Genomic DNA, 13,653 nt, shown 5'->3' with positions numbered 1-13,653 from the left:
CCTTCGGAAGGGTTCCTTCCGGGGTCATCGCGCCAGCGCACCCCGTGCCGCCGCCAGCGCCTGTTCGGCGTATCCCCGCCCGAACAGCACCGCGTGCACCAGCAGCGGGAAGAGCTGGTGCAGCCCCACCCGGTCCCGCCAGCCGTCGGCCAGGGGTGCCGCCCGCTGATACCCGGCGAGCACCCGGTCCAGATGGGGGCAGCCGAACAGCCGGAGCATCGCCAGGTCGGTCTCCCGGTGTCCGCCGTGCGCGGCCGGGTCGATCAGCCGGACCTCGCCGTCGGCGCCCCACAGCACGTTCCCGTTCCACAGGTCTCCGTGCAGCCGGGTGGGCGGCTCGGCCGGCCCCGACAGCTCCGGGAGCCGCGCGCAGACCCGCTCGAACACCGCCGCCTCGCCCGGCCGGAGCGTGCCGCGGTCGACCGCGCCGCGCACATACGGCAGCACGCGGTGCTCGGCGTACCAGCGGGGCCAGTCGGTGCCCGGTGCGTTGCGCAGGGGGGCGAGGCCGATGTAGGCGTCCTCGGGTCCGTCGGGCGGCGGTGCCCCGAAGTGCGGTGCGCCGGCCGCGTGCAGCGCGGCCAGGGCCTGGCCGAAACGCAGCGCTGCCTCGGGGTCCGGAGAGCCGGTGGGCACCCGCTCGGTCACCATCCAGTGCTCGTCGTGCCCGAGCACCGCCGGCACCCGGACCGCGTCCGCCGCGGCCAGCCAGCGCAGTCCCGCCACCTCGGCGCGCACCGCGCCGGGGCCGCCGCCACGCTTGACCATCACCGGTGTGCCACCGTCCAGCAGCACTTCGGCGGGCGAGCCCGACGACCGCCGGACCTCGCCGGCCGGACGCCCGGTGAGCCGGGCCGCCACCTGTGCCGGATCCTCGTCTCGGTTGACCACGGCCCCAGCGTACGACCCGTCATCCAGGCCACTCGCCGGGCACTTCCCCCCTTGATGCGACTGTTTTCAGCCATACCGATGCGATCGCTACCCCGTGACCGCGGCATCCGTGCTGATGGCGCTGAAGCGATCCCCGAGTGGCTGCCGGTCACCTGGTGGCCCGCACCACCCCGCCACTGGTACGGCGCCCCGGCCCGGTACCCCGGGCGGGGCGCCGGCGTCCGGAGCGCCCTCAGCGGCCGACGGGGTACGTCCCCCGGGTCAGCCCCACCGGATTCCCGGGCGGCAGCAGGCCCGACTCCCCGACCGTGCGGGCCAGCGGCTCCAGCAGCGCGGCCAGACGTCCGCTCCGCTCGGCGCCCAGCGCGGTCCACGGTCCCTCGGCCGCCGCGTCGGTGAGCGCCTCGGCCTCCGCGCGCAGGGCGGCCCCCGCCGGCGTCAGCGCGCCCTCCGCCGTGAGCCGGCCGTCGGCGCGCAGCCGGGCCACGGCCGCCGCCCACTCGTCCTGCGGCCACCTCCGGGTCTCGCGCAGGAAGGCCGCGTCGGACTCGCCGGCCGCCGCCTTGAGCACCATGGCCTCCACCGGCCCGAGGCCCAGGCCTACCAGCACCGCCACATGGGAGTCGCCCCGGTGCTCACGCAGGGTCGTCAGGGCCTGCCACAGGCGGGCGGTGGGCTTGCCCGGCCGCTCCAGCGCCTGATTGGCGGCGCCGAGCACCCGGCCCGTGGTGTCCGCGCCCGCGGCGGCCTCCCAGGCGAGGTCCGCGGCCTGCGTGAACGCGGCGGAGCCGACGGTGTCCGCCCCGAACAGGCGGGTCATCGCCGCGTCCATCGCCTCCAGCCGGGCCGTCAGCGTGTCCGCCGGGGTGGCGTACGACCAGGCGTCCGGCAGCGCCCGGGTCACCCGGGCCGGGTGGAAGACGTAGAAGCAGCTCGTCACCACGGCCGGGGGCGCGGCGCCGAGCGGGGCGGCACGCAGCGCGAAGTAGCCCATCCAGAACCCGCGCAGTCCGAGCCCGTCCGCGGCCCGGCGCGCCTCCGGTGCGAAGTACACGAGACCGTGTACCGGTTCGTACCGCTCCCACAGGGCCCGCGCCATCCCGTCCGCCACTGCTTCCTCCCACCGCGTCGGCGTTGACGTGCTGTCGCCACCAGCCTGCGTTATGACAGCGGTCATAACAAGGGGGCGGCGGCCAGGAGAGGACGGCGGCCACGAGGGCTCACCGGGAGGGGACCCGGATCCGCCCGATGGCGTTGCCGAGCAGCTCCGTGAACCACACGGCCCCGCCGGGCCCGGCCGTCAGCCGCAGCGGCACCTTCTCGCCACCGTCCGGCACCGGGAAGGTGGTGATGGTGCCGGTCGCGGTGATCCTGCCGACGCGGCCGGCCTGGTCGGCGTACCAGACCCGGCCGTCGGGCCCGCGCGTGATGCCGCCGGGCAGGCTGTCCGGGCCGGGCAGCGGGAACCGGGTGACGTGCCCGGTGCGGTCGACGCGCACCACCGCCTGCCCGCCGGACGCGGTGAGCCACATGCCGCCCGGCCCGGCGACGATGCCGCCCGGGAAGCCGGAAGCCCCGCCGGGCAGCGGGAACTCGGTGAGCTGTCCGGCGGGGGTGATCCGCCCGACCCTGCCGCCGTTCAGCTCGGTGAACCACAGGGCGCCGTCGCCGCCCGCCGCGATGGAGTGGGGAGAGGCGTCCGGCGTGGGCACCGGGTACTCGGTGATCCGGCCCGCGGTCGTGATGCGGCCGATCCGGTTCCCGGTCGCCTCGGTGAACCACAACGCCCCGTCCGGGCCGGGCGCGATCCCGGCCGGGCCGCTGCCGGCCGCCGGCAGCGGGAACTCGGTGAGCAGCCCGGAGGGGGTGACGCGGCCGATCCGCCCGGCGGTGGTCTCGGTGAACCACAGGGCGCCGTCCGGCCCTTGGGCGATCTCGGCCGGGCCGGTGTCCGGACCCGAGGTCGGGATGTCGGTGACCGTGCCGTCGGCCGCCATCCGCCCGATGCGTCCGGCGCCGTGCTCCGCGAACCACAGAGCGCCGTCCGGACCGGCGGTGATGCCGAAGGGTTCGGCACCGGCCGCTGTGGTCACCGGATACTCCGTCACCGTGTCCGCGCCGGCGCGGGCGGGAGCGGCGCCGGCGGTGACGGCGAGCAGCGCACCGGCCCACGCGGCGGCCGGCCGCCGGACCCGTCGCCCGTACCGGGTGTTCGTGGGCATGGGGTGCCTCCTTCGGGCGGCGCTGCACAGGGAGGGGAGTGAGGGCGTTCCCGGCTGTCGTACGACGCGATCACTCCGGCAGGCGTACGACCGCGTCGGTGATTGACCCGGACGAGGGGTCCCGGAGCCGGTGCGCTGGGGCAGACGGGTGGCGTGGTGACCCGGCTGGGCGGCCCGGATGGTGGGAGTCAGGGGCCTCGCTGACGGTGGTTCATGTCGAGGCCGGGTCCATCCAGCTGATGAGGTATCCGCTGCCCGGTCACGGCGGAAGGACATCACTATGCGCTCTGCCCGCATGCTCCTGGCAACGGCGGCTGCCGCCGCCGCCCTATCCTTCGCCACACCCGGCGCCGCGTTCGCCGTAGCGGCCGAGCACGACGGCGGCCGGGACGACTCCTCGTACAGCAAGGAGCACGACAGCGACTCCGACCAGGACAAGGGATCCGACAGCGACCACGACAAGGACTACGGCAACAAGCGCGGCGGCGGCGGGGAACACGACGGGCCGCGCGGCGGAATGCACACGGGTGGCGGAGCGCTCGCCGCGGTGCGCAGCGACGACTGGGGTTCGGGCGGCGACAGCCGGTTCGACCCCGAGAGCTACCGCGACAAGGACGACCAGGACAAGGGCGACAAGGGCGACAAGGGAGACCGAGGCGAGAAGGGCGACCGAGGCGAGAAGGGCGAGAAGAGCGAGAAGGGCGACTGGGGTGACGACCACGACAAGCCGCGCGGTGGCATGCACACCGGTGGCGGCGCGCTCGCCACGCCCGGTGTCACCGCGGGCGGCCTCGCCGTACTGGCCGTAGGCGCCACCGGTGCCTACGCGCTGCGCCGCAAGAAGGCCGCCCAGCCGGCGTCCTGACGGGCCGTACGTCCCAGGGGCTGCGGACGCCGTCGGCGCGCCCCCCCGCGTCGGCGGCCCGCGCCCCCTGCGCCCCGCCCCGGACCCGGCGCCGTCTTCCCCCGTCCTGATCCCCGTGCTGCCGTGCCCGAGTGAGGTGGTGTCCGATGGCAGCAGATCCCTCTTCCCCGACCCCGTCAGGACCGGCAGCGGACGAGCAGCGCGCCGGCTATGGCGGGCGGCTGACGCTGTGGGGTGTGGCGGCCGTCTTCCTCGCCGTCAGCGTGCTCGGCGGTCACCACCAGCCGGACGACGCGCCGGAGGCGCACCGGGCCTCGGGCACCGGCGCCCCGCCGGCGGCCGACTCCCGGCAGGCCGACGACGCGCTGCCGAGGTCCGCACCGACCCGGCTGCGCATCCCGAAGATCTCCGTCAACGCCCCCTTCACCTCCCTGGAGCTCGGTGACACGGGCCAGTTGCAGCCGCCGCCCGCCGCCGACACCAATCTGGTCGGCTGGTACGCCGACGGTGCCTCGCCCGGCGAGCAGGGCACCGCGATCATCGCCGGACACGTCGACACGGTGACCTCCCCGGCCGTCTTCGCCAACCTCGACGAGCTGGAGCCCGGCGACCGGTTCTCGGTGGAGCGGGCCGACGGGCGCACGGCGGACTTCGTCGTGGACAGCGCCGAGACCTTCGCCAAGGACGACTTCCCCAGCGAACGGGTGTACGCGGACGCGTCGCGCCCCGAGGTCCGGCTCATCACCTGCGCCGGGGACTACGACCGCACGGTGCGGGACTACACCGACAACCTGGTGGTCTTCGCGCACCTGGTGTGAGGGAGTACAGGGCGAGCCGGGGCGCCGGTTCGTTTCGTCAGGCGGCGCGGTCCGCGAAGGGCCCGTCCCCGGCGAACGCCAGCGCCGCGAACCGCTCGCCGATGCGGCGGTGGCCGGCGGTGTCCGGGTGCAGGCCGTCGGGCAGCGGCAGCTCGGCGAAGTCGGCCTCCCCGTACAGCTCACGGCCGTCCAGGTAGTGCAGGGCAGGGTCCTCGGCCGCCCGTTCGCGCACGATCCGGGCCAGCTCCTCCCGGACGACCTCCAGGGTGAGCTTCCCGGCCGCCCGCTCGGCCGGATCCCCGGTGGCCCGGTACCGCAGGCGCCCCTCGCCGAGGGCGGTCAGGTCCATGGCGGTGGGGCCGGGCGTGTCCTCGTGCAGCGGGCACAGGACCGGCGAGACGACGAGCAGCGGGGCATCGGGGTGGCCCTCGCGGACGGTGTCCAGGAAGCCGTGCACGGCGGGGCCGAAGGCGCGCAGCCGCATCAGGTCGGTGTTGACCAGGTTGATGCCCAGTTTGACGCTGATCAGGTCGGCGGGTGTGTCGCGCAGCGCCCGGGCGGTGAAGGGGTCGAGCAGCGCGCTGCCGCCCAGCCCGAGATTGATCAGCTCCACTCCGCCCAGGGACGCGGCGAGCGCGGGCCAGGTGGTGGTGGGGCTCGCCGCGTCCGAGCCGTGGCTGATCGAGCTGCCGTGGTGCAGCCACACCCGGCGGCCCCGGTCCGGTACGGGTTCGACGGGGGCGTCGGTGCGCAGCGCGACCAGCTCGGTCGTCTCGTTGTGCGGCAGCCAGATCTCCACGTCCTTGACGGTGTCCGGGAGGCCGGTGAAGCGCACGGTGCCCACCGGGCCGGGCCGGTGTTCGGCGGAGCCGGTGCCCAGGTCGATGGTGAGGGTGTCGCCGTCGGTGAGGGAGGCGCTGCCGGCCAGGCGTCCGTCGACGAGCAGGTCGTACACGCCGTCCGGGCGCGGCGGCGCGCCGACGTAGACCCGCTTCGTCGGCAGGGCGTCCAGCTCGACGGTGGTGGCGCGGGTGCGCAGGGCCAGCCGTACGCCGGAGGGCTGGGACTCCGCCAGGGCCGGCTGCGGGTCGGCGCACTGGGCGCGGGCCCGGGCGGGCAGCCGGTGCGGCAGCAGGCCGTGCGCGGTGCGCTCCAGTTCGAGGGCACCGCGTATCAGGTCGGCGGTGAGGGGGATGGTGTGCATCGTGTCTGCCTGCGTTTCCGGGGGATCGCTGTGGGGGAGCGGTGAGGTTCAGCTCTGGGCGGGCCAGTTGCGCAGCAGGGAGTCGAGGGCGTCCAGGATCCGGGTCCAGGACTCCTGCGAGTCGGGCACGCTGTGGCTGAAGCCGCCGGCCGTCTCCAGGCTGACGTAGCCGTGGAAGACGCTGCCGAGGAGGCGGACCGCGTGGGTCTGGTCCGGCTCGCTCAGGTCGTATCCGCGCAAGATGGCCCGGGTCAGCTGCGCGATCCGCACTCCCGCGCTGCCGGCCGCCGTCTCGGTGTCCAGCGGGTGGCGGGCCGCCGCGTAGCGGCCGGGATGCGCGCGGGCGTAGTCACGGTAGACGTTCGCGAAGGCGCCGAGGGCGTCCTTGCCGGACCGGCCGGCCAGCGCCTCGGCGGCACGGTCGGCCAGCTCAGCGAGGGCGAGCAGCGCGATCCGCGTCTTGAGGTCCTGCGAGTTCTTCAGATGCGAGTACAGGCTCGCGACCTTGACGTCGAACCGCCTGGCCACCGCGGACACCGTGACCTGGTCGAAGCCGACCTCGTCGGCCAGCTCCGCGCCGGCCCGCACCAGGCGTTCGGTGGTCAGCCCCGCACGCGCCATCACCGTTTCTCCCGTCTGTCGGAAGCCATTGTGCAGCTTCCTAAAAGCTTTAGGCAAACGCCATCTCTATTTAGGCTTGCTCAGCCGCCCGTGGACTCCCAGATCACGAGCGAGAACGGGCCGACGAACTCCTCCTGGACAGCCCGGGACAGCCCCGCTCGACCAGATGCCGGGTGGCGGCGGCGGAGGCCGCCACGTGGGGCATGGCGACGTGGTCCACCGGGCCGCCGAAGATCCGCTCGCCGAGAATCGCCACGGGGTGGTCGACCTCCAGGGCCTCGACGTCGGCCTGGCCCGTGCCGACGGTGCTGAGGATGAGCCCGTCGTAGAGCCGGTTGCGGGACGAGGAGAGCGCCGCCAGCTCGTTCTCGCGGCGGGCGCCGGTCTGCTCGATGCTCACCCTCAGGCCGTGCCGGCCGGCCGTAGTACGGGCGGTTCACCTCCGGGACCGCGAGGCCGATGGTCCCGGTACGGCCACAGACGGCTGCGCGCCTCGGGTGAGGACCGGCGCCGTGCGGAGGAACCGGTGCGGGCCTGGACCAGCCGCCGGTTCCGCCGTGTCCGCCGGGCGCGGAACCCTGCCGGCGTGTGCGGGACGTCGAGGCCGACCGTGGCCCCGGACGCCGGGCGCGCCGGAGGGTGAGCCGCCTCTCGGTCCAGGCACGCACGGGGGAGGGCTGGGGGCGCGCTCCGGTGGACGTGGAGTGGGCCGCGCCCGGGGCTTCGCCGCCGGCAGGCATCCGTGCCCTGGCGGACCGGTGGCTTGTGCCCGGGAGGGCACAATGGAACGCTTCGGTCCGCCGGTCGCGCGTACGGTCGGCGACGGCTGTGGCAGACCGGCGTGGCCGGACCCGGCACGCGAGTGCACCGGGGGCCGGAATGGGCGGGGAGTGGAGCGATGGAGTTGGAGTTGCGGCATCTGCGGGTGCTGTGCGCGATCGCCGACGCGGGCAGCGTGGGCCGTGCCGCCGCACAGCTGGGCTACTCGCAGCCTGCCGTGAGCACCCAGCTCCGGCGCATCGAACGCCACCTGGGCGAGCCGCTCTTCGAGCGCGGGCCTGGCGGGGTCCGGCCGACCCGGTACGGCGCCGAGGTCGTCGAGCAGGCCCGGGACGTCCTGGCGCGGGCCGCCGCGATCGGGCACCGCCCGCCCTCCGCCCGCCCCCGCCGCACCCTGCGCGTGGCCGCGACGAACTCGCCCATGCTGTCCGGCACGGTCTCCCGGGTCCGTGCGCGGCTGCCGGAACTCTCCCTCTCGGTCACCAGCGTCTACGCGTCCTCGCGGATCGTCGAGCTGCTGGAGGAGGGCGCGGTGGACGCCGCCATCGCCGCCGACTACCCGGGCATGGAACTACGGCACTCGACCGCCGTACGGCACCGCGGCATCGTCACCGAGCCCACCTTCGTCGCCCTGCCCGCCCGCCACCGGCTCCGGCAGAGCGCCCAGGTGCAGCTCGCCGACCTCGCCGAGGACGCCTGGTTCGTGACCCCGGACGACGGCGCGGGCTGGCCGGGGGTGTTCTACGAGGCCTGCGCCGCGGCCGGGTTCACCCCGGTGACCGTCCACGAGTGGCTCGGCGACCAGACCCAGCTGCAGAGCATGATCGCCGACGGTCTCGGGGTGTCCCTGGTGCAGCCGACGCTGCGGCCGATCCCGCACGTCTCGGTCAAACCGCTGGTGGGCTCCCCGCTGTGGTGCCGTTATGTGCTGGCCTGGCGGCCGGACGCCGTCACCGACGACGTCGTGGAGACGGTGTTCCGGTCCGCCACGGACGCGTACCGCGATCTTGTCGCCCAGGCCCCGCACCTGCGTACCTGGGCCTCGCGCACCTGGAGCGTCGCCGGGGCGTAACGGCAGGTCACGAGTGCGCCGCGATGTTATGAGCGGCCAGTGCCATGTGCTATGTCACACGCCATTGTTGGGGTGCGCGGTGCGCTGAGACAGTGCCTCACACGCCTCAACACCCCACAGAGGCGCATCCCTTCGTGGAGGAATCCCGATGCGCTATCGCTTCGCGCTGCCCGGACGCGTGCCGAGAAGCACGGTCGGCCGCATCGCCGGCGCCGCCGCTGTCTGCGTCACCCTCGCCGGGCTGCTGTCCACCCCGGCAATCGCCGCGCCCCGGCCGCACACCGCCCCGGCCGCCGCGCCCCGCGCACACCCCTCCGTGCCGTCGCCCGCCGCCGCGTCCACCGCCGCGACCGAGCGCCCCGCGACCCAGGCCCAGCGGCTCAGCCCGGTCCAACTGCCGCCACAACGGCCCACGTTCACACGGCACGCCGGACGGCGCGCGCCGAAGGCGGCCTCCTGCACCCCGGCCGACTTCGGCAGCCGTACCGGCTCCGCCCTCGTCTCCTATGTCAGGGCCGCGTCCCCGGACTGCCTCAACACCCTCTTCCCGGTCACCGGCACGGACGCGCGCGACATCTTCCGCCAGGCCCAGATGCTGACCGTCGCCAACGCGTTCACCCGCGCCGCCGGGCAGTACCGCGGCGACAACTCCGGCAGCCTGCTGCAACTGGTCCTCTTCCTGCGCGCCGGCTACTACGTGCAGTTCAACCACCCCGGGGACGTGGGCGCGTACACCTCCCGCCTCACCACCGCCGTCACGAGCGGCATGGACACCTTCTTCGCGCGCTCCCACTCCCGTGACGTCACGGCGGCCAACGGCGACATCCTCGGCGAGACCGTCATCCTCACCGACAGTGCCGACCAGCAAGGCCGTTACCTGTACGTCTACCGGCGGCTGCTGAACGACTACGACAGCTCCTACGACGCGATCGGCAGCATGATCAGGGCCGTCAACGACGTCTACACACCGCTGTGGCGCGGCAACTGGAACCCGCGGTACGTGCGGGCGGTCGAGGCCGACCCGCGCATCGCCGACACCCTGTACGACTTCGCGCTGGCCAACACCGACCAGCTCGGCACCGACCTGGCCTTCCTGGACTCCAACGCCGGGATGAACCTGGCCCGTTACACCGAGCACCCCGAACTGCGGGACACCGTCCGCCCGTTGGCCAAGGACCTGCTGGACCGGACGGAGATCACCGGCCCGACGGCCGGGCTCTGGGTGGCCGTGGCCACCCAGACAAGCTCCTACGATCAGGCCGACTGCGCCTATTACGGCGTCTGCGACCTGCCGGAGAAGCTCGACAAGGCGGTCCTGCGCGGCACGCGGCACTGCGACGCGAACGTCACCGTCCGCGCCCAGGCGCTCACCGCCGCCGACCTCGACGCCGCCTGCGCCAGTGTGCTACGCCAGGACGCCTGGTTCCGTTCGGTCGTGAAGGCCGACGGCGCGATACCCGGCCAGTACGCCTCCACGGTCCAGCTCGTGGTCTTCGCGAGCCGTGCCGACTATCAGACGTACGCCGGCGCGATGTACGGCATCAGCACCGACAACGGCGGCATGACGCTGGGCGGCGACCCCTCGGACCCGGCCAACCAGCCGATGTCGATCATGTACCAGAAGAACCACGACGACGGCTTCCCGGCCCGGATCTGGAACCTCAACCACGAGTACACGCACTTCCTGGACGCCCGCGACGACATGAAGGGCGACTTCGCCCGGCAGATCTCCGTGCCGGACGTGTGGTGGATCGAGGGCATCGCCGAGTACGTCTCCTACGGCTACCGCGGCCTCTCCGACGACCAGGCGGTCCAGGAGGCCGGCAGGCACACGTACCGCTTGAGCACCCTGTTCGAGAACACCTACGACAACAGCGATGTGACCCGCACCTACCCGTGGGGCTACCTCGCCGTGCGCTACATGACCGAGCGGCACCCCGACGACGTCCAGCGCATGCTCGCCCGCTTCCGCGTCGGTGACTACGCCGGCGGATACGCCGTCTACCACGACGGCATCGGCACCCGCTACGACGCCGACTTCGACCAGTGGCTGACGGCGTGCGCCGCGGGCGCGTGCGGCAGGCCCGCGGCGGCCTGAGCGCACACGCCCAGCAGAACGGCCGCCGACCGGAAACCCCGGTCGGCGGCCGTACGCGTACTCACGGCCCGGCAGATCAGACCGCCGGCGCCGGGTACGTCGGGTACTCCACGCCCGACACGTGCTGGACGACCCGGACGACCTGGCAGGAGTAGCCGAACTCGTTGTCGTACCAGAGGTAGAGGATCGCGTTGTCGCCGTCCACCTTCAGCGCGCCGGCGTCCACGATCGAGGCGTGGCGCGAGCCGATGAAGTCGCTGGAGACCGCGTCGGGCGCCGTGATGAAGTCGATCTGCCGCTTGAGCGGCGAGGTCAGCGAGACCTCGCGCAGGTAGTCGTGGACCTCCTCGCGGGTGGTCTCGCGGGCCAGCTGGAGGTTGAGGATCGCGATCGACACGTCCGGCACCGGGACGCGGATCGAGCTGCCGCTGATCTTCGCCTTGAGGTCCGGCAGCGCCTTGGCGACGGCGGAGGCGGCGCCGGTCTCGGTGATGACCATGTTGAGCGGCGCGGAGCGGCCCCGGCGCTCGGACTTGTGGTAGTTGTCCAGCAGGTTCTGGTCGTTGGTGAACGAGTGGACGGTCTCCACGTGGCCGCGCAGCACGCCGTACTCGTCGTCCATGGCCTTCAGCGGCGGGACGATCGCGTTGGTGGTGCAGGAGGCGCAGGACAGGATCTGCTCGTCCGGCTTGATGGTGTCGTGGTTGACGCCGTGCACGATGTTCGGGACGTCACCCTTGCCCGGCGCGGTCAGCACGACCTTCTCGATGCCGGGGCGCAGGTGCTGGGACAGGCCCTCCCGGTCGCGCCACTTGCCGGTGTTGTCGATGAGGATGGCGTCCCGGATGCCGTACTCGGTGTAGTCCACGTGCGACGGGTCGTCGGCGTAGATCACCTTGATGGCGTTGCCGTTGGCGACGATCGTGCTGCTGTCCTCGTCCACGGTGATCGTGCCCTGGAACTGGCCGTGGATGGAGTCGCGGCGCAGCAGCGAGGCGCGCTTGACGAGGTCTTCGGCGGCCCGGCCGCCGCCGCGCACGACGATGGCGCGCAGGCGCAGGCCGTTGCCGGAGCCGGCCTTCTCGATCAGCAGACGGGCGACGAGGCGGCCGATGCGGCCGAAGCCGTACAGGACGACGTCGCGCGGCTCGCGGCGCTCGATCTTGTTGGCGCCGGTGGCGCCGACGACCGCCTCGGCGGTGAACTCCGCCACGCTCAGGCCGCGGTCGTCGGCCTGGTAGGTGGTGGCCAGCATGCCGAGGTCGATCTGCGACGGCCCGAGGTCGAGGGCGGTCAGGGCCTGCAGGAAGGGCATGGTCTCGGTGACCGACAGCTCGGCGCCGGCGATCTGCCGGGCGAAGCGGTGCGTCTTCAGGATGCTGACCACCGACTTGTTCACCAGGGAGCGGCTGTGCAGCAGGACGGTCACGTCCCGCTCGCGGTGCAGCTTCCCGATGAGCGGGATCATCGACTCCGCGATCTCCTCGCGGATCTTCCAGTTGGTGAACGAGTCGTCGTTGACAGTCACAGATCCATCTTTCGAGCTAGGCAGCGCTCATATGATAACCACACGCCTTGTGGTCCCTTTGGAGGGGGTGAGCGAGGCCGGCGACGCGTCCGGACGCGTGAAAACCGGGGGAGGGGTGGCGGAAACCCGGGTCGCGCGTTGCACCTCCCCACCGGCGTGCCCAAGGTCGACGCCGTGAGCACCTCCTCCGTCCCCCGGCCCGAACCGACGGCCCCCTCCGGACCCCTGAGGCGCCCCCGGCTGCCCCGGCCGGCCGGGCCCGGCCGGCCGCAGGGCGTCCTGTCGGCGCTCGCCCTGTTCGCGGCCGTCCGGCTCGCCGGGATCCTCACGGTGATCCTCACGAACGAACTCCGAGGACATCCGCTGGTCAGGAACCTGGCCCACTCCTGGGACTCCCGCTGGTACCTGCACATCGCCACCCACGGCTACGGCCACCTCGTCTGGATCTCCCCGCAGGGCGCCGTCCAGACCGACTGGGCGTTCTTTCCCCTCTACCCCGCGCTCATCCGAGCGCTCACCGCCGTCCCGCCGCTCACCCCGGGCCGGTCCGCCCTCCTCGTCGCCTGGACGGCCGCGGGCGTGGCCGCGTACGGCATCTACCTCGTCGGCCACCACCTGTACGGCCGGGGCGTCGCCACCACGCTCGTCGCCCTGTGGGCCGCCCTGCCGCACGCCGTCGAACTGACCATCGCCTACACCGAGTCGCTGTTCGCCGCACTCGCCGCGTGGGCGCTGTACTGCGTGCTCAGGGGCCGCTGGCTGTGGGCCGGAGCGCTGGCCGCGCTGGCGGGCCTGGCGCGGCCCAGCGGATTCGCGGTGGCGGCGGCCGTCGCCCTCACCGCCGGGTACCAGGCGCTGCGGCAGCGCGGGCGGGTCCCGGCGCGGCTGTGGGCCGGGGCGCTCCTGGCCCCCCTGGGCTGGCTGGCCTATGTGCTGTGGGTGGGGAGCCGTACGGGAGACCTCCTCGGCGGCTACTTCACCGTCCAGCGCGCCTGGGACTCCCGCTTCGACTTCGGCGCCGGCTCCGTGCGCTTCCTCAAGGCCCTGTTCCTGTACGGCGGGGGCGTCGTCTACCCGGCGGCCCTCCTGATCGTCGCGTCGGGCGTCCTGCTGTTCACCCTCCTCTGCCTGGACCGCCCCCCGCTGGCCCTGGTGGTCTTCTCCGGAGTCCTGGTCCTGCTCGTGGTCGGCGGCTCCGGCTCCTTCTCCTCCAAGCCGCGGTTCCTGCTGCCGGCCTTCCCGCTGCTCGTCCCGATGGCACGCGCACTCGCCCGCACCTGGTGGCTGCGCCCGCCGGCGGCGATGGTCGTCTACGGCGCCCTCACCCTCGTCTCCCTGCTGTTCGGCGCCTATGTGACGGCGGTGGCCCACTCCCCGCTGTGAGCCACCGGCGGGATCCCGCGAGCTGTTCCCGCCGTGGCGCGGCGCGCCGGCCGACCGGGCCCGCGAGGGCCGTCAGCAGCGCGCTGACCCACACCGGGGAGCGAGGCCCGGGCGAGAAGCCCGACGCTGAGCGCGGAGAGAGCCGGCGCTGAGCGCGCGGAGGCGACGCGA

Annotated in this window: 12 protein-coding genes; 5 read left to right on the top strand and 7 right to left on the bottom strand. The window is 73.6% G+C overall.

Annotated features, from left to right (window positions below; translation table 11 throughout):
* Positions 1-24: 24 nt before the first annotated feature.
* The 3 genes from AB0L21_RS27180 to AB0L21_RS27170 all read right to left on the bottom strand — a co-directional run bounded on the left by AB0L21_RS27180 (position 25) and on the right by AB0L21_RS27170 (position 3,113).
* On the bottom strand, positions 25-861 hold the full coding sequence (locus tag AB0L21_RS27180; RefSeq protein ID WP_365787022.1) for a fructosamine kinase family protein: 837 nt from the start codon (positions 859-861) through the stop codon (positions 25-27).
* Between the two features lie 262 nt (positions 862-1,123).
* Complete coding sequence (locus AB0L21_RS27175) at positions 1,124-2,002, bottom strand: hypothetical protein (protein ID WP_365786981.1); 879 nt, start codon at positions 2,000-2,002, stop codon at positions 1,124-1,126.
* Positions 2,003-2,111: 109 nt separating this feature from the next.
* Entirely contained in the window at positions 2,112-3,113 is a 1,002-nt protein-coding gene (locus AB0L21_RS27170) for a hypothetical protein (protein WP_365786979.1), read from the bottom strand.
* A gap of 280 nt (positions 3,114-3,393) precedes the next feature.
* On the opposite strand from AB0L21_RS27170, the gene AB0L21_RS27165 reads away from it, so the two are divergent.
* Positions 3,394-3,978, top strand: a complete 585-nt coding sequence (locus tag AB0L21_RS27165) for a hypothetical protein (protein ID WP_365706691.1) — start codon at positions 3,394-3,396, stop codon at positions 3,976-3,978.
* Between the two features lie 146 nt (positions 3,979-4,124).
* On the top strand, positions 4,125-4,796 hold the full coding sequence (locus AB0L21_RS27160) for a class F sortase (protein ID WP_365786976.1): 672 nt from the start codon (positions 4,125-4,127) through the stop codon (positions 4,794-4,796).
* A 37-nt stretch (positions 4,797-4,833) separates the two neighbouring features.
* Here AB0L21_RS27160 and AB0L21_RS27155 read toward each other — a convergent pair whose 3' ends face one another.
* The 3 genes from AB0L21_RS27155 to AB0L21_RS27145 all read right to left on the bottom strand — a co-directional run bounded on the left by AB0L21_RS27155 (position 4,834) and on the right by AB0L21_RS27145 (position 7,021).
* Complete coding sequence (locus AB0L21_RS27155; protein WP_365786974.1) at positions 4,834-6,000, bottom strand: GDSL-type esterase/lipase family protein; 1,167 nt, start codon at positions 5,998-6,000, stop codon at positions 4,834-4,836.
* Between the two features lie 48 nt (positions 6,001-6,048).
* Entirely contained in the window at positions 6,049-6,621 is a 573-nt protein-coding gene (locus tag AB0L21_RS27150; RefSeq protein WP_365706685.1) for a WHG domain-containing protein, read from the bottom strand.
* Positions 6,622-6,724: 103 nt separating this feature from the next.
* A complete protein-coding gene (locus AB0L21_RS27145; RefSeq protein ID WP_365786972.1) occupies positions 6,725-7,021 on the bottom strand; it encodes a hypothetical protein in 297 nt (98 codons plus the stop codon).
* A 498-nt stretch (positions 7,022-7,519) separates the two neighbouring features.
* Here AB0L21_RS27145 and AB0L21_RS27140 point away from each other — a divergent pair, with 498 nt between their 5' ends.
* Both AB0L21_RS27140 and AB0L21_RS27135 read left to right on the top strand, forming a co-directional pair.
* A complete protein-coding gene (locus AB0L21_RS27140; protein ID WP_365786970.1) occupies positions 7,520-8,473 on the top strand; it encodes a LysR family transcriptional regulator in 954 nt (317 codons plus the stop codon).
* Positions 8,474-8,621: 148 nt separating this feature from the next.
* A complete protein-coding gene (locus tag AB0L21_RS27135; RefSeq protein WP_365786968.1) occupies positions 8,622-10,571 on the top strand; it encodes a collagenase in 1,950 nt (649 codons plus the stop codon).
* A gap of 76 nt (positions 10,572-10,647) precedes the next feature.
* Here AB0L21_RS27135 and AB0L21_RS27130 read toward each other — a convergent pair whose 3' ends face one another.
* The gene (locus tag AB0L21_RS27130; RefSeq protein ID WP_365786966.1) at positions 10,648-12,099 is read right to left on the bottom strand and encodes a glyceraldehyde-3-phosphate dehydrogenase; all 1,452 of its coding nucleotides are present in this window, start codon (positions 12,097-12,099) and stop codon (positions 10,648-10,650) included.
* Positions 12,100-12,273: 174 nt separating this feature from the next.
* On the opposite strand from AB0L21_RS27130, the gene AB0L21_RS27125 reads away from it, so the two are divergent.
* Positions 12,274-13,482 (top strand): hypothetical protein, encoded by a 1,209-nt coding sequence (locus AB0L21_RS27125; protein ID WP_365786964.1) that lies wholly within the window; start codon positions 12,274-12,276, stop codon positions 13,480-13,482.
* Positions 13,483-13,653 lie beyond the last annotated feature (171 nt).

Origin of the sequence: Streptomyces sp. NPDC052721, from assembly GCF_040678315.1 — a bacterium.
Classification (GTDB): domain Bacteria; phylum Actinomycetota; class Actinomycetes; order Streptomycetales; family Streptomycetaceae; genus Streptomyces.
The sequence above is the reverse complement of the archived record's forward strand: the minus strand, read 5'-3'. Positions and strand labels throughout refer to the sequence as shown.

Bases quoted from the DNA above. Each gene is read 5' to 3' on its own strand.
- AB0L21_RS27170 (WP_365786979.1), bottom strand. From the start codon at position 3,113: ATGCCCACGAACACCCGGTACGGGCGACGGGTCCGGCGGCCGGCCGCC.
- AB0L21_RS27165 (WP_365706691.1), top strand. From the start codon at position 3,394: ATGCGCTCTGCCCGCATGCTCCTGGCAACGGCGGCTGCCGCCGCCGCC.
- AB0L21_RS27160 (WP_365786976.1), top strand. From the start codon at position 4,125: ATGGCAGCAGATCCCTCTTCCCCGACCCCGTCAGGACCGGCAGCGGAC.
- AB0L21_RS27155 (WP_365786974.1), bottom strand. From the start codon at position 6,000: ATGCACACCATCCCCCTCACCGCCGACCTGATACGCGGTGCCCTCGAA.
- AB0L21_RS27150 (WP_365706685.1), bottom strand. From the start codon at position 6,621: ATGGCGCGTGCGGGGCTGACCACCGAACGCCTGGTGCGGGCCGGCGCG.
- AB0L21_RS27140 (WP_365786970.1), top strand. From the start codon at position 7,520: ATGGAGTTGGAGTTGCGGCATCTGCGGGTGCTGTGCGCGATCGCCGAC.
- AB0L21_RS27135 (WP_365786968.1), top strand. From the start codon at position 8,622: ATGCGCTATCGCTTCGCGCTGCCCGGACGCGTGCCGAGAAGCACGGTC.